18 protein-coding genes are annotated in these 13,736 nt (G+C 68.7%); all 18 read left to right on the forward strand.

Annotated features, from left to right (window positions below; all coding sequences use genetic code 11):
• The 18 genes from AB8810_RS13545 (at nt 1) to murB (ending at nt 13,722) form a co-directional block, all read left to right on the forward strand.
• Nucleotides 1-1,689: a hypothetical protein gene (locus AB8810_RS13545; RefSeq protein WP_369913938.1), complete on the forward strand. Its 1,689-nt coding sequence runs from the start codon at nt 1-3 to the stop codon at nt 1,687-1,689.
• A complete protein-coding gene (locus AB8810_RS13550) occupies nt 1,689-1,916 on the forward strand; it encodes a hypothetical protein (protein WP_369913939.1) in 228 nt (75 codons plus the stop codon). The genes AB8810_RS13545 and AB8810_RS13550 overlap by 1 nt, the downstream gene beginning before the upstream one ends.
• Entirely contained in the window at nt 1,913-2,293 is a 381-nt protein-coding gene (locus AB8810_RS13555) for a zinc-finger-containing protein (RefSeq protein ID WP_369913940.1), read from the forward strand. Before AB8810_RS13550 ends, AB8810_RS13555 begins: the two co-directional genes overlap by 4 nt.
• The gene (locus AB8810_RS13560; RefSeq protein ID WP_369913941.1) at nt 2,290-2,544 is read left to right on the forward strand and encodes a hypothetical protein; all 255 of its coding nucleotides are present in this window, start codon (nt 2,290-2,292) and stop codon (nt 2,542-2,544) included. Before AB8810_RS13555 ends, AB8810_RS13560 begins: the two co-directional genes overlap by 4 nt.
• On the forward strand, nt 2,541-3,611 hold the full coding sequence (locus AB8810_RS13565) for a phage Gp37/Gp68 family protein (RefSeq protein ID WP_369913942.1): 1,071 nt from the start codon (nt 2,541-2,543) through the stop codon (nt 3,609-3,611). Before AB8810_RS13560 ends, AB8810_RS13565 begins: the two co-directional genes overlap by 4 nt.
• Nucleotides 3,608-3,760: a hypothetical protein gene (locus AB8810_RS13570; RefSeq protein WP_369913943.1), complete on the forward strand. Its 153-nt coding sequence runs from the start codon at nt 3,608-3,610 to the stop codon at nt 3,758-3,760. Before AB8810_RS13565 ends, AB8810_RS13570 begins: the two co-directional genes overlap by 4 nt.
• Entirely contained in the window at nt 3,757-4,932 is a 1,176-nt protein-coding gene (locus AB8810_RS13575) for a site-specific DNA-methyltransferase (protein ID WP_369913944.1), read from the forward strand. The genes AB8810_RS13570 and AB8810_RS13575 overlap by 4 nt, the downstream gene beginning before the upstream one ends.
• Nucleotides 4,929-5,117 (forward strand): hypothetical protein, encoded by a 189-nt coding sequence (locus AB8810_RS13580; RefSeq protein ID WP_369913945.1) that lies wholly within the window; start codon nt 4,929-4,931, stop codon nt 5,115-5,117. Before AB8810_RS13575 ends, AB8810_RS13580 begins: the two co-directional genes overlap by 4 nt.
• Nucleotides 5,114-5,386 (forward strand): hypothetical protein, encoded by a 273-nt coding sequence (locus AB8810_RS13585; protein WP_369913946.1) that lies wholly within the window; start codon nt 5,114-5,116, stop codon nt 5,384-5,386. The genes AB8810_RS13580 and AB8810_RS13585 overlap by 4 nt, the downstream gene beginning before the upstream one ends.
• Nucleotides 5,387-5,388: 2 nt before the next feature.
• The gene (locus AB8810_RS13590) at nt 5,389-6,324 is read left to right on the forward strand and encodes a hypothetical protein (RefSeq protein WP_369913947.1); all 936 of its coding nucleotides are present in this window, start codon (nt 5,389-5,391) and stop codon (nt 6,322-6,324) included.
• Nucleotides 6,321-6,644, forward strand: a complete 324-nt coding sequence (locus AB8810_RS13595; protein WP_369913948.1) for a hypothetical protein — start codon at nt 6,321-6,323, stop codon at nt 6,642-6,644. The genes AB8810_RS13590 and AB8810_RS13595 overlap by 4 nt, the downstream gene beginning before the upstream one ends.
• 294 nt (nt 6,645-6,938) lie before the next feature.
• Nucleotides 6,939-7,901, forward strand: coding sequence for a tyrosine-type recombinase/integrase (locus AB8810_RS13600; protein ID WP_369913949.1), 963 nt, complete (start codon nt 6,939-6,941; stop codon nt 7,899-7,901).
• 303 nt (nt 7,902-8,204) lie between these two features.
• Nucleotides 8,205-9,737, forward strand: coding sequence for an aldehyde dehydrogenase family protein (locus tag AB8810_RS13605; protein WP_369913950.1), 1,533 nt, complete (start codon nt 8,205-8,207; stop codon nt 9,735-9,737).
• 3 nt (nt 9,738-9,740) lie between these two features.
• Entirely contained in the window at nt 9,741-10,481 is a 741-nt protein-coding gene (locus tag AB8810_RS13610) for a metallophosphoesterase (protein ID WP_206259700.1), read from the forward strand.
• An 85-nt stretch (nt 10,482-10,566) separates the two neighbouring features.
• On the forward strand, nt 10,567-10,848 hold the full coding sequence (locus AB8810_RS13615) for a DUF4190 domain-containing protein (protein ID WP_179564286.1): 282 nt from the start codon (nt 10,567-10,569) through the stop codon (nt 10,846-10,848).
• A gap of 4 nt (nt 10,849-10,852) precedes the next feature.
• Entirely contained in the window at nt 10,853-11,620 is a 768-nt protein-coding gene (locus AB8810_RS13620) for a class I SAM-dependent methyltransferase (protein ID WP_369913951.1), read from the forward strand.
• 9 nt (nt 11,621-11,629) lie between these two features.
• Complete coding sequence (locus tag AB8810_RS13625) at nt 11,630-12,685, forward strand: quinone-dependent dihydroorotate dehydrogenase (RefSeq protein WP_179564282.1); 1,056 nt, start codon at nt 11,630-11,632, stop codon at nt 12,683-12,685.
• Nucleotides 12,682-13,722, forward strand: a complete 1,041-nt coding sequence (gene murB / locus AB8810_RS13630; protein WP_179564280.1) for a UDP-N-acetylmuramate dehydrogenase — start codon at nt 12,682-12,684, stop codon at nt 13,720-13,722. The genes AB8810_RS13625 and murB overlap by 4 nt, the downstream gene beginning before the upstream one ends.
• Nucleotides 13,723-13,736 lie beyond the last annotated feature (14 nt).

Genomic DNA, 13,736 nt, shown 5'->3' on the forward strand with positions numbered 1-13,736 from the left:
ATGCAGATCATCGAACTGATCCAGGGCACGCCGGAATGGCACCGGCACCGGGCGCAGCACCTCAACGCCAGCGAGGCGCCAGTGATGCTGGGCGAGTTCCCATCGGTCACCCGCAGCGAACTGCTGAAGGTGCGCGCGACCGGCGTGGAGTCGGAAATCAGCTGGTTCCTGCAGCAGATCTTCGACGACGGGCATCGCTTCGAGGCGCTGGCCCGGCCGCTGGCCGAGGCGATCATCGGCGAGGACCTGTACCCATGCGTTGGCGTGCAGGGAAAGCTGTCGGCCTCCTACGACGGCCTGACGATGCTGGGCGACGTGAACTGGGAGCACAAGATGCTCAACGCCACGCTGCGCGCCTGCATGATCGAGGGATGCACCGGCGCGGACCTGCCGCTCTACCACCAGATCCAGATGGAGCAGCAGCACATGGTGTCCGACGCCGAGCGCACGCTCTTCATGGCGTCGGAGTGGGACGAGGACGGCAACCTCATCGAGGAGCGCCACTGCTGGTATACGCCGAACCCGGAGCTGCGCGCGCGCATCGTCGCCGGCTGGGAGCAGTTCGAGCGCGACGTGTGCGCCTACGAGGACAAGCCGCTGCCGGCGCCAGTTGTCGGCCGCGTGCCGCAGACGCTACCGTCGTTGAACGTGCAGGTGACCGGCATGGTGACCGCCTCCAACCTGGCCGAGTTCCGCGGCTCCGCGCTGTCGGTGCTGTCACGCATCAACCGCGACCTGCAGACCGACGAGGACTTCGCCGACGCCGAGCAGACGGTGAAGTGGTGCAAGGGCGTGGAGGAGCGGCTGGAGGCCACCAAGCAGCAGATCCTGGGCCAGACCGCCGACATCGACGCCGTATTCCGGACCATGGACGAGGTCGCCACCGAGGCGCGGCGCGTGCGCCTGGAGCTGGACCGGCTGGTCAAGGTCGAGAAGGAGAACCGCCGCGGCCAGATCGTCGCCAACGGTGTGCAGGCCGTGCGCGAGCACTACGACGCGATCAACGCCACGCTCGGCCAGCACCGGATCCAGCCGCCGCAGTCGCTGTCGATGGACATCGGCTTTGTGATCAAGGGGAAGAAGTCCCTGGCCAGCATGCAGGACGCCGTCGGCACGGCCGCGGCGAACGCCAAGATCGCCGCCAGTCAGGCCGCCGAGCGCGTGCGCACGAACATGGCGCTTCTCGACAACCATGCGGCCCATGCCAGCTTGTTCCCCGATCGAGTGCAGTTGTGCGCCAGCAAGGATCTGGAGGACCTGCGCAACCTGGTCACCACGCGCATCACCGAGCACGAGGCGAGCGAGGAGAAGAAGCGCGAGGAAATCCGCCAGGAAGAGCTGGCCAAGCTGCAGGCGGTCGCCGTCCCGCCGCCGGAACCGGAACCGGCGGCGGTGCCTCAGCCGGTGACGCCGGCATCGCCGGGGCTGGGACAGTCGCCCGCCCCCACCTACTACGCGGCCGTGGCCAGCCTGGTCGGCGCCAGCGCGCCGATGCGCAAGCTGAAGCTCGGCGAGATCAACGCCCTCATCGCGCCGCTGTCGATCAGCGCCGACGGCCTGGCCGAGCTGGGCTTCCAGCCGGTCGCCACTGAGCGGGCGTCGAAGCTGTACGACGCTGCGCGGCTGCCGGCGATGGTCGACGCGATGCAGCGCCGGCTGGCCCTGGCCGTGGCGAAGGCGGCCGCGTGATGCGCCGGACCTGCACCCACTGCGAGCGCCGGCTGCCCGAGGATCAGTTCCCACTGGCCGGCGGCAAGCGCCGCGGTGCCTGCCGGCTCTGCGACAACGACGTGCAGCGCATGCGCGCGCCGCTGGCGCCGATCCTGGTTGATCGCGAGCAGGTCAGGTTGAACAACGCCGTGTCGATCTGGCATGGCCCGGTGCAGCGCACCCAGCTGCTGCGGTGTGCCGCATGAACCGCTCCAGCCCCAGGCCATGTCCCTACTGCGGCGAGACCGACCGCCTGGTCAGCGGTCGCGAGGTCTACCCGCACCGCCCCGACCTGTTCGCCAAGCCGCTCTGGGCGTGCATGCAGTGCCGCGCGTGGTCCGGGTGCCACCCCGGCACCGAGAAGCGCATGGGTCGCCTCGCCAACGCGGCCACGCGGCAACTGAAGATGCGCGCGCACGCCGCGTTCGATCCGCTGTGGAAGTCGGGCGGCATGAAGCGCGGAGCGGCTTATGCGTGGCTGCGCGAACGCACCGGCCTGGACGAGCGCGAATGCCACATCGGGTGGATGTCGGACGACGACCTCCGCCGCGTCATCGAAATCTGCGAAGGAGCAACCGCATGACCCGCCACCTCACCCGCCGCAAGCCGCAACGCAACGGCGGCTTCAGCTGGGGCCGCGTGCTGCTCAGCGACACGACGGTCACCTACCGCCTGTTCCGGCGCGACCACAGCGGCCATTGCCACTTCTGGCAGCTGACCTTCGACACGGCCACCCCGCGCCGCTCGATCGCCAACGACCTGCGCCGCGCGCGCCACAAGCTGCGCGACAAGGTGGACGAGATCGACCTGGTCGCCATGGGAGTGACCGAATGAGCCAGACCACCGCAATCGAATGGTGCGATTCCACGTTCAATCCGTGGATCGGTTGCACTAAGATCTCGCCCGCCTGCGACCATTGCTACGCGGCGGTGAGCACGCCTGCGCGCACCTTCGGCATCAAATGGGGCGCCGGCCAGCCGCGTCGCCGCACCACCGCCGCCAACTGGAAGATGCCGCTGCGCTGGAACGCTCGACCGTTCTACGCCTGCCGCGCATGCGGATGGCGCGGCGACCAGCCATCGATCGCAGGCACCGCGCTGACGGATGGTCTGCCCTCCTGCCCGGCTTGCGACGCTCTCGACATGATCCCGGCCCGCCGCCGCGTCTTCTGCGCGAGCCTGGCCGACGTGTTCGACAACGAGGTCGATCCGCAATGGCGCGATGACCTCTTCGACCTGATCGGCGCCACCCCGAACTTGGATTGGTTGCTGCTGACCAAGCGCATCGGCAACGTCGGCAACATGCTGCCGGTGCCGTTCGACTTCGACCGCCTCTACCCGCACGTCTGGATCGGCGCCACGATCGCGAACCAGGCCGAGGCCGAACGCGACATCCCGAAGCTGCTGGCCACGGGCGCGGCGGTGAAGTTCCTGTCGATGGAACCGCTGCTGGGGCCGGTGGATCTTGAATACCCGGAAGGACTTTTCCCTGGAGGCCCGCCCCGATGCTGTGGCGGTGCAAGCAACGAGTGTGGCTGCATGGGGCAGCCCACGGAACCACCGCTGTTGTACGGGCTGGATTGGGTGATCGCTGGCGGCGAAAGCGGCCACGGCGCCCGCCCGATGAACCCGACGTGGGTGCGTATGTTGCGTGACCAGTGCGCAGCTTGGCGTGTGCCATTCCTGTTCAAGCAATGGGGCGAATGGGCACCGCACGAGGTGAAGGCCGGCGGCGATCTGGGCGGCGATCTTCGCAGCGGCGTCGTGCGCCATCTGCACGGGCCGGGCAACCCCGAAGGCCATTTCCGCCAGGGCGACGCCTACGTTAGCCGCGTCGGCAAGAAGGCCGCTGGCCGCCTGCTGGACGGCAAGCAGCACGATCAATTCCCGGAGGCACGATGAACATCCACGCCAACGACAAGCTGGCTGCCCTGCAATGGGCCGTCGAGCGCGCACGCGCGGCCGCCGCCAGCGACGAGCTGGTCCGCCTCAACGTCCTGCCGGCGCTGCAGCAGCTGCGCGACGATGCGCAGCAGGAGGCTCGGCGGTGATCCACGTCGGTGACTGCCTGGAAGTCATGCGCGGCATAGCCGCGGATTCGGTCGACGCGATCGTGACCGATCCGCCCTATGGCCTGTCGTTCATGGGCAAGCACTGGGACTACGACGTGCCGAGCGTCGAGGTGTGGGCGGAATGCCTGCGAGTGCTCAAGCCGGGTGGCCACCTACTGGCGTTCGCCGGCACACGCACGCAGCACCGTATGGCTGTGCGCATCGAGGACGCAGGGTTTGAGATCCGCGACATGATCGCGTGGATATACGGCTCTGGGTTCCCGAAGTCGCACAACCTGGCGGGGGCGCACGAAGGTTGGGGCACGGCACTGAAGCCAGCGCTTGAGCCGATCACCGTGGCCCGCAAGCCGCTGTCCGGCACTGTCGCTGCCAACGTCCTGGCACATGGGACGGGTGCGCTGAACATTGACGAGTGCCGCGTGGGCTGGCCTGGCGGCGTAGCACCAGAAATCGGCACACCTGGATGGGGTGGCCCTGCGAAGAAGCTCACTGCTGTTCCTGGGCAGGATGGAGAGACAGTCGAGCGTTCCACTCCGTCGCAGCTCGGCCGCTGGCCTGCGAACCTGATCCACGACGGCAGCGAGGAGGTGCTGGCAGCGTTCCCGGCTGCAAAAGGCCAGCAGGGCGATCTGCGTCGGCACGCGAAGTGCAGGCAGTCACGAAACGGAATATTCGGCGGCATGCGCCCTGCACTGGATCATTTCGCTCGCATCGAGACTGAAACAAGCGCCGCGCGCTTCTTCTACTGCGCGAAAGCCAGCAAGGCTGACCGCGATGCAGGTCTGGTCGGGTTTGAGACGAGGGCGGCGGGCATGGTGAGCAACACCAGCGGCCAGCACATGACCCGGCGCGACGAGGGCTACGAAGTGACGCCACGTGCCAACAACCACCCTACCGTGAAGCCAACAGACCTGATGCGCTACCTGTGCCGCCTTGTCACGCCGGCCGGTGGGCTGGTGCTGGATCCGTTCATGGGCAGCGGCAGTACCGGTAGGGGGGCTGTGCTTGAGGGTTTCCGCTTCGTAGGCATCGAGCTGGACCCGGCCTATGCCGCGATCGCTGAGGCGCGCATTGCCGCTGCCCTGGCCACGAAGGCAGCGGCTGACGCAGCACCGCAGCAGCACGGCCTGCAATTCGGAGACGCCGCATGACCGACCAGCTATTCCCCCGCCAGCCGCGTCGCATGCGCCAGCCCCGGAAATCGATTCTTCGGGAGCAGCTGGCCCAGGCCGCCAGCGAGATCGAGCGGCTGCGCGCCGAGAACGAACGCCTGCGCGCGCCGTGGTGGCGCCGCATCACCCTGAGCCGGCGCCGCGCGCCGAAGGACATCACGTGAAGATTTTCAGAATCGACGATTGCGACTGGTGGATCGGTGAGGACGCCGAGAGCGTGCTGGCCGCGGTAAAGGACGAGACCGGCATGGAAGCCGAAGACCTGGAGGACTTCCATGAGATCAGCGATGACGACATGGACCGCCTGAAGTTCGTGGACACCGATGAGGACGAGCGCACCATCGGCGACCCGCGCACCTTCCGCCAGCAACTGGCGATCGAGGTCGCCCAGGGCGGCAATTTCCCCCGCATGTTCGCTACGACGGAGTTCTAACCATGACCCCGAACATCACCCCCGAGGCGCTGGAGCGCGCCACTGCCGCCGTATGTGCCCAGTGGAACATGCATCGACCCGATGTGCAGCGGATGCTGGAGTGCGCCCTCCCCGAGCTACTGGCAGCGCAGCCGGCGAGCAGCGCGGGCGGGCAGGAGTATCGCGTCAGCGCCGGCCCTGCTACCGGGTGGAGTCCGTGGTTCCCAGGCACGGGCGACGAGTTCGAAGCGGACTATCAAGTCGAGCGCCGCGCCGCCCCCGTCGCCGGTGAGGCTGCGCAGCCTGTTATGCCGGTTGACGACCACGCGGTGAAGGTCGTAGCCGAAGCGCTCGCGGCATCTGGCTGGGCCACGGGTGGCGATGATTCGGAATTCATCGAAGACGTGCGTGACGCGCTGAACCTGATAACGTCCGCGCCAGCTGCTGCTGTGCCGGTGGATGGCGCCGACATGGTCGCACTGGAAGTAGCCCGCCGTTTCACGCCGGACAGCGAGCCGCAGCGCCGTGCCCGGTTGCAGACGGCAATCGTCACCGCCATTGCGGTCGCCAACGCCGATCACATCCCGGTCGGCTATACGTTGGTGGGCGACGACGAACTGACCAGCCTGCGCGCTCGCGCAGAAATCCCGCTGCGTATCGACATGAAGGAGGTGTGGTTCTGGCAGGGCGACGGGTACGACTATCCGGAATCGCTGTCGTGCCCGGTCATCATGCACGCGGACGCACTGAGGGCATTGCTTACCGGTAAGCCGGCAGCGCAGGGCGTGGACTGGCAGCACATCGCGAACGAGTGGGCCGACTGCGCTTGTAACGGAGTGCAGTGGATCAAGAACGTGCGTGACTTCCCGGCCATGGCCGCCGATGCCCTGGCTGAAATGCAGTCGAACTACGAACGCATCCGCGCCATGCAGCGCCAGCAGAAGGAGAGCGGCGTATGAGCCACAAAGACGCGTCACCGGAGACCGAGAGCCAAACTGCATGCCGTGAGTGGTGGGAGCGCATGCAGCCCCACGTAAAGCGAGCGTGGGGCCGTGCCAAAGATGGCAGGTTTTTCGCCGAGGAGTCGCATCTACTCCATCAAGCATGGCTGGCCGCCCTCGCATCGCAGCCCCAGGCGCACGTAGCTGCGGTGCCGGAGGGTGCGCATAAGGAGATGGCCGACGAATACCAGAAGTGGCTCGAATTCTTCCACCGCGGCGAGGGTGACTACGACGACTTTCTGCGGGTGCATGGGGGTGTCGAATGGCTACGTTCTTGATCGTCTTCGGCACGCTACTTGTCGTTGGGTTTCCGATCCATGGGGCCGTCATGTACGGCGATCCGTGGACATGGTGGAAGAAAGGAGGCAGCCATGGCTGAGCGTCCCGCACAACAGGAGAACGACGATGGGTGCAGCTGAATCCTTACCCGAATGGCTGCTTGAACAAGAGGCCGCCGACCACTGCCGATGCTCGCTCTGGGCATTCCGCAAGATGCAGCTGCCGGCGAGCAACTCCGGCGGCCGCAAGGTCTACAACCGACACACCTTGGATGCAGCACTGGCAGGACGCAAATGGCAACGATCTACGAAAGAGGCGGACGGTGGTATCTCAACTGGCGCGACCAAGGCGTCCAGTTCCGGCGATCCCTCGGCCCGATTGAAAAGCGTCAGGCTGAGGCCCTACGCACCGAGAAAGAGGCCGAACTCCGAGGGTTGATCACCGTCACCCGCGGCGTGACGGTTCGCGACGTAATGGACGAGTACATGGCCTGGTACAAGGATGCCCGGGCCGGCACGTTCCGCCAGGCCACCAGCGCGCTTCGGCGCTTCCGCGAGAAGTTCGACCGCTACGGCGCCGAGGCGTTGCCGCCGGCCGAGGTCGAGGCTTGGGCCGCCAAGGAGGAGCGGCAGGGCCAGACCGAGAAGGCGCTGAAGCTGTCCCGGGCGGCGTTCAACCGCGCACTGAAGCATCGCACCATCTCGCGCAGCCCCATGCTGGGGGTGTCGATCCCGAAGTCGAAGACCAGCCGCGCGCCGCCCTACTACCGGCCGTCCGAGATGCGGAAGCTGGCCGCGGCCGTGCACGGGGCGCTGTGGGTGTTCCTGGCCAACACGGGGCTGCGGCGCGCGGAGATCGCCAAGGCGCGGCGCGCGGACATTCGGGACGGGATGATCTACGTGGAGAGCGAGGCGACCGGGCGCACGAAGAACCTGCGCTGGCGCGCGGTCCCGCTGAACGCCGCCGCGAAGGCGTCGCTGAAGCATCTCGGGAAGGATCGGCTGATCGAGGCGGAGGTGGACACGCTGACGCACTGGTCGATCGACGAGGCGCGCGACGCTGGGCTGAAGGGCTCGATGCACTGGCTGCGCCACACGTTCTGCACGTCGCTGGTACAGTCCGGCGTAAGCCTGCACCAGGTCAAGGAGCTGGCAGGCCACTCGAGCATCGCGGTCACCGAGCGGTACGCTCACCACGCCCCAGGCCACGGCAAGGATGCCGTGTCGAAGATCGGTTCCTGGTCTCGGCGGAAGTAGCTGTGCTAACTGTGCTCAACCGGCCCACAAAGCACACCAAAATGCACCACGCTACGCGGCTGAAAGCCTTGAAATATAAGGGGAGCGGGTTGTCTTAATCCCTTAGGAGGGGACCGCTCTATCCAGCTGAGCTACGGGGCCTTGGCCGGCGCATTGTCGCACGATCGCCGCGCTTGCCAAGCCCGCCGCGGCGCGCGGCGGATGCGGCCTGGCCCGCCCGGTCTGCTAAAATTGCGGGCTAATCGCGTCCCGCGTCCCCCGCCTGCGGTCGCCTTCCCTGTCGCAACGAACCCAGGAGATTCCATGTCCGCTGACCTGCTCAAGGCGCTCGGCCTGACCGCGTCCAATTCCGGCACCTATCTCGGCAACGGCGAGTGGTCCACGGCCACCGGCGCCGGCGTGCTGCAGCCGCTGAACCCGTCCAGCAACGAGATCATCGCCGAAGTGCAGGCGACCACCGCGCAGGACTACGAGACCGTGGTCGCCCGCGCGCAGGCCGCGTTCAAGGTGTGGCGCACCACGCCGGCGCCGCGCCGCGGCGAGGCGGTGCGGCTGTGCGGTGAGGCGCTGCGCAAGCACAAGGACGCGCTGGGGTCGCTGGTCGCGCTGGAAATGGGCAAGAGCAAGCCCGAAGGCGACGGCGAAGTGCAGGAGATGATCGACATCGCCGATTTCGCGGTCGGCCAGAGCCGCATGCTGTACGGCTACACGCTGCACTCCGAGCGCCCCGGCCACCGCATGTACGAGCAGTACCAGCCGCTGGGCCTGGTCGGCATCATCAGCGCGTTCAACTTCCCGGTCGCGGTGTGGGCGTGGAACGCCTTCCTGGCCGCGATCTGCGGCGACATCTGCCTGTGGAAGCCGTCCAACAAGACCCCGCTGACCGCGATCGCATCGATGAAGATCTGCAACGACGCGCTGCGCGATGCCGGCTTCCCGGACATCTTCTTCCTGATCAACGACGCCGGCACCGAACTGGCCGAAACCCTGGTCGACGACAAGCGCATCGCGCTGATCAGCTTCACCGGCTCGACCCAGGTCGGGCGCAACGTCGCCGAGAAGTGCGCGCGGCGCCTGGGCCGCTGCCTGCTGGAGCTGGGCGGCAACAACGCGATCATCCTCGACGAGAGCGCCGACCTGAAGCTGGCGATCCCCGGCATCGTGTTCGGCGCGGTCGGCACCGCCGGCCAGCGCTGCACCACCACCCGCCGGCTGATCGTGCACGACTCCATCTACGACACCGTGCTGGCGACGCTGCTCAAGGCCTACAAGCAGGTCGAAGGCAAGATCGGCGACCCCACCGACCCGGCCAACCTGATGGGGCCGCTGAACAGCCGCGGCGCGGTCGAGCAGTTCCTGGCCTCGATCGAGAAGGCCAAGGCCGCCGGCGGCACCGTCGAGACCGGCGGCACCGCGCTGGACCGCCCCGGCAACTTCGTGCTGCCGGCGATCGTCACCGGCCTGCACAACGGCGACGACGTGGTGCAGCACGAGACCTTCGCGCCGATCCTGTACGTGATGAAGTACAGCAGCCTGGACGAGGCCATCGACATGCAGAACGGCGTGCCGCAGGGTCTGTCCTCGTCGATCTTCACCCAGAACCTGAAGGCGGCGGAGAAGTTCCTGTCGGCGGCCGGCAGCGACTGCGGCATCGCCAACGTCAACATCGGCACCTCCGGTGCGGAGATCGGCGGCGCGTTCGGCGGCGAGAAGGACACCGGCGGCGGCCGCGAATCCGGCTCGGACGCGTGGAAGGTGTACATGCGCCGGCAGACCAACACGATCAACTACTCCGACTCGCTGCCGCTGGCGCAGGGCATCAAGTTCGACCTGTAAGCGATGCGCATCGCCGCCCTGTCCGACATCCACGGCAACCTGCCCGCGCTGGAGGCGGTGCTTGCGGATATCGGGCGGCGCGGCGTGGAGCGGATCGTCAACCTCGGCGATATCGTCTCCGGTCCGCTGTGGCCGCGCGAGACCGCCGAGCGGCTCATGCCGCTGGCGCTGCCCACGGTCCGCGGCAACCACGAGCGCCAGCTATGCGAGCTGGCGCCCGCGGCGATGGGCGCCAGCGATGCCTACGCGCATGCGCAGCTGACGCCGGCGCAGCGGCGCTGGCTGGACGAACTGCCGCCGACCCTGTCCCTGCCGCAGGCGCTGCTGTGCCACGGCACCCCGCACGACGACCTGTGCTGGCTGCTGGACGACCTGGCCGCACCGCACCTGCTGCCTGCCAGCGCGCAACGCGTGCGCGAACGGCTCGGCGATACGCCGCCGGCGCCGCTGGTGCTGTGCGGGCACAGCCATGTGCCGCGCACGCTGCGCCTGGACGACGGGCGGCTGCTGTGCAATCCGGGCAGCGTCGGGCTGCCTGCCTACGCCGAGGCGCATCCGCAGCCGTACCGGGTGGAAACCGGCACGCCGCAGGCGCGCTACGCGATCCTGCAATGCGTGCAGGGCCGCTGGGACGCGCAACTGCTGGCGGTCGACTACGACCACGCCAGCGCCGCGCTGCAGGCCGAACGCAATGGCCAGCCGGAGTGGGCGTATGCGTTGCGCCACGGCCGCACGCGCCGATGAACGGCGCACGGCAGGCGCGCTTCTGGGATAATTCGGGCACCGTGCATGCGAGCGAACCCGCTGCCCCCTTCACGAGGATCCGCACATGAGTGCCGTACGCGAAACCAATTCCCTCGCCGTGGTCAGCCTGGTCGCCGGCATCCTCGGCTGGACCCTGATGCCGGTGCTCGGCAGCCTCGGCGCGATCATCACCGGGCACCTGGCGCGCGCCGAGATCCGCCGCCAGCCGCAACGCTTCCAGGGCGACGGACTGGCGGTCGGCGGGCTGATCCTGGGCTGGGCCGCGGTGATCGTCGCGATCCTGTCGGTGCTGGCGTTCGTGCTGTTCTTCGGCGGGCTGGCCTGGTTCGCCAGCACCCAGGCCTGAGCCGATGGACGCCTCCGCTCCGCGCGAACGCTTCAGCGACCGCGTCGCCGACTACATCCGCTACCGCCCTGACTATCCGCCCGCGCTGCTGGACTGGGTGCACGGGGAACTCGCCGTGGCACGCGATGCGCAGGTCGCCGACATCGGCGCCGGCACCGGCATTTCCACCCGCATGTTCCTGCTGGCCGGGCATCCGACGCTGGCGGTGGAGCCGAACGCGGCGATGCGCGCCGCCGCCGAGACCCTGCTGCGCGACCTCCCCGGCTTCGCCGCGGTCGACGGCAGCGCCGAGGCCACCACCCTGCCCGCCGCCAGCGTCGACCTGATCAGCGCCGCGCAGGCCTTCCACTGGTTCGATCTGGAAGCGGTACGCCGCGAATGGGCGCGCGTGCTGCGCCCCGGCGGACTGGCGCTGGTGTACTGGAACTCGCGACTGCTCGACGGCACGCCGTTCCTGCAGGACTACGAGCAGTTGCTGCTCGACTACGGCACCGACTACAGCGCGGTGGCCGAGCGCTACCACGACGATGCGACGATGCAGCGCTGGTTCGGCGCCGGGCTGCGCGGCACCGCCCAGTTCCCGAACGTGCAGAAGCTGGATTACGACGGCCTGCGCGGGCGCCTGCTGTCCTCCTCCTATGCGCCGCTGGCCGGGCATCCGCGCCACGCGCCGATGCTGGCCGCGCTGCGCGTGCTGTTCGATCGCCACCAGGTGGATGGCCTGGTCGATGTCCACTACCGTACCCGTGCCTTCGCCGGCACGTTGAACTGAGCTGCGCCCATGTATTCCCTCGCCCGCCCGTTCCTGTTCGCCTTCGACGCCGAGCGCGCCCACGCGCTGGGCCTGCGCGCGATCGAGATGGCCTACCGCACCGGCACCAATCCGCTGCTGGCCAGGGCGATCGCGCCGATGCCCACGCGCGCGTTCGGTCTGGAGTTTCCCAATCCGGTCGGGCTGGCCGCAGGCCTGGACAAGAACGGCGAGCACATCGACGCGCTGCTCGCGCTGGGCTTCGGCTTCGTCGAGATCGGCACCATCACCCCGCGCCCGCAGCAGGGCAATCCCAAGCCGCGCATGTTCCGGCTGCCGCGCGAGCAGGCGGTGATCAACCGCATGGGCTTCAACAACCTCGGCGTGGACGCGCTGGTGCGCAACGTCGAACGCGCGCGCCGCCGCCATGGCCTGCTCGGCATCAACATCGGCAAGAACAAGGACACCCCGAACGAGGACGCCGCGTCGGATTACCTGCATTGCCTGGAAAAGGTCTACCCGCTGGCCGACTACGTGACCGTCAACATCTCCTCGCCGAACACCGCCGGCCTGCGCGAGCTGCAGGAGGAACAGGCGCTGCGGCAGCTGGTGTCGCAGCTGCGCGAGGCGCAGGAAGCGCTGGCCGCGCGCCACGGCAAGCGCGTGCCGATGCTGGTCAAGGTCGCGCCGGATCTGAGCGACAGCGATATCGACGCGGCGGCGCGGGTGCTGTCGGACCTGCAAGTGGACGGCGTCATCGCCACCAACACCACCGTCGCCCGTCCCGGCCTGGAGCGCAACGCGCTGGGCGCCGAGGCCGGCGGCCTGTCCGGCGCGCCGCTGCTGGGCCAGTCCACGCTGGTGCTGCGCCGGCTGCGCGCGCGCCTGCCCGAGGCGATCCCGCTGATCGGGGTCGGCGGCATCCTGTCCGGCGCTGATGCGGTGGCGAAGATGGCCGCCGGCGCGGCGCTGGTGCAGTGCTACAGCGGGCTGGTGTTCCGCGGCCCGGAGCTGATCGGCGAATGCGTCGAGGCGATGCGCCGGCGCCGCGAAGCGCCCAGCCGCGGCGCGGTCGCCGCGCTATGAGCAACGCCTGGTCGCTGACCGCGAATGCGCCGCTGCAGGCGCTGAATACCTTCCATGTCGCCGCGCAGGCGCCGTGGCTGCTGCAGATCTTCGCCCCCGACGCGCTACCCGAGGCGCTGCTGGCGCCGCAGCTGGCCGGTGCGGCGCTGCTGCCGCTGGGCGGCGGCAGCAACATGCTGTTCGCCGGCGACGCGCCCGGCGTGGTGCTGGCCTTCGCCAACCGCAGCATCGACACGCTCGAACACCGCGCCGACTACGCCATCGTCCGCGCCGGCGCCGGTGTGGGCTGGCACGAACTGGTGATGTGGTCGCTGGCACAGGGCCTGTCGGGCCTGGAGAACCTGGCGCTGATCCCGGGCACGGTCGGCGCCGCGCCGATCCAGAACATCGGCGCCTACGGCGCGCAGGTCGGCGAGTTCGTGCACGTGGTCGAGGCCTACGACCGCGCCGACGCGCGCTTCGTGCGGCTGGATGCGGCCGCCTGCGAGTTCGGCTACCGCGACAGCCTGTTCAAGCGCCAGCCCGACCGCTACCTGATCGCCGCGGTGGAATTCAACCTGCCGCGGCTGCATGCGCTGCGCCTGGACTACGCCGGCATCGGCGAGGAACTGGAGGCGCTCGGCATCGCCATGCCCGGCGCGCCCGACGTGGCGCAGGCGGTGATCAACATCCGCCGCCGCAAGCTGCCCGACCCGGAGGTGCTCGGCAACGCCGGCAGCTTCTTCAAGAATCCGCTGCTGCCGGCCGAACAGGCGCAGGCGCTGCAGCACGCGTACCCGGCGCTGCCGGTGTTCCCCGGCGACGGCGAGGACCAGCGCAAGCTGTCGGCGGCGTGGCTGATCGAGGCCTGCGGCTGGAAAGGCCACCGCGACGGCGATGCCGGCGTGTCCGCCGCGCACGCGCTGGTGCTGGTCAACCACGGCCAGGCCAGCGGCGCCGAGCTGCTGGCGCTGGCGCGGCGCATCTCCGCCTCGGTGCTGGAGCGCTTCGGCGTGATCCTGGAGCCGGAACCGCGCATCGTCGGCGCGCACTGGTGAAGCAGCCGGTGTCG

Source organism: Xanthomonas sp. NCPPB 3005, from assembly GCF_041228095.2.
Classification (GTDB): domain Bacteria; phylum Pseudomonadota; class Gammaproteobacteria; order Xanthomonadales; family Xanthomonadaceae; genus Xanthomonas_A; species Xanthomonas_A bonasiae.

Coding starts and splice junctions, on each gene's coding strand:
- AB8810_RS13545 (WP_369913938.1), top strand. CDS start 1: ATGCAGATCATCGAACTGATCCAGGGCACGCCGGAATGGCACCGGCAC.
- AB8810_RS13550 (WP_369913939.1), top strand. CDS start 1,689: ATGCGCCGGACCTGCACCCACTGCGAGCGCCGGCTGCCCGAGGATCAG.
- AB8810_RS13555 (WP_369913940.1), top strand. CDS start 1,913: ATGAACCGCTCCAGCCCCAGGCCATGTCCCTACTGCGGCGAGACCGAC.
- AB8810_RS13560 (WP_369913941.1), top strand. CDS start 2,290: ATGACCCGCCACCTCACCCGCCGCAAGCCGCAACGCAACGGCGGCTTC.
- AB8810_RS13565 (WP_369913942.1), top strand. CDS start 2,541: ATGAGCCAGACCACCGCAATCGAATGGTGCGATTCCACGTTCAATCCG.
- AB8810_RS13570 (WP_369913943.1), top strand. CDS start 3,608: ATGAACATCCACGCCAACGACAAGCTGGCTGCCCTGCAATGGGCCGTC.
- AB8810_RS13580 (WP_369913945.1), top strand. CDS start 4,929: ATGACCGACCAGCTATTCCCCCGCCAGCCGCGTCGCATGCGCCAGCCC.
- AB8810_RS13590 (WP_369913947.1), top strand. CDS start 5,389: ATGACCCCGAACATCACCCCCGAGGCGCTGGAGCGCGCCACTGCCGCC.
- AB8810_RS13595 (WP_369913948.1), top strand. CDS start 6,321: ATGAGCCACAAAGACGCGTCACCGGAGACCGAGAGCCAAACTGCATGC.
- AB8810_RS13600 (WP_369913949.1), top strand. CDS start 6,939: ATGGCAACGATCTACGAAAGAGGCGGACGGTGGTATCTCAACTGGCGC.
- AB8810_RS13605 (WP_369913950.1), top strand. CDS start 8,205: ATGTCCGCTGACCTGCTCAAGGCGCTCGGCCTGACCGCGTCCAATTCC.
- AB8810_RS13610 (WP_206259700.1), top strand. CDS start 9,741: ATGCGCATCGCCGCCCTGTCCGACATCCACGGCAACCTGCCCGCGCTG.
- AB8810_RS13615 (WP_179564286.1), top strand. CDS start 10,567: ATGAGTGCCGTACGCGAAACCAATTCCCTCGCCGTGGTCAGCCTGGTC.
- AB8810_RS13620 (WP_369913951.1), top strand. CDS start 10,853: ATGGACGCCTCCGCTCCGCGCGAACGCTTCAGCGACCGCGTCGCCGAC.
- AB8810_RS13625 (WP_179564282.1), top strand. CDS start 11,630: ATGTATTCCCTCGCCCGCCCGTTCCTGTTCGCCTTCGACGCCGAGCGC.
- murB (WP_179564280.1), top strand. CDS start 12,682: ATGAGCAACGCCTGGTCGCTGACCGCGAATGCGCCGCTGCAGGCGCTG.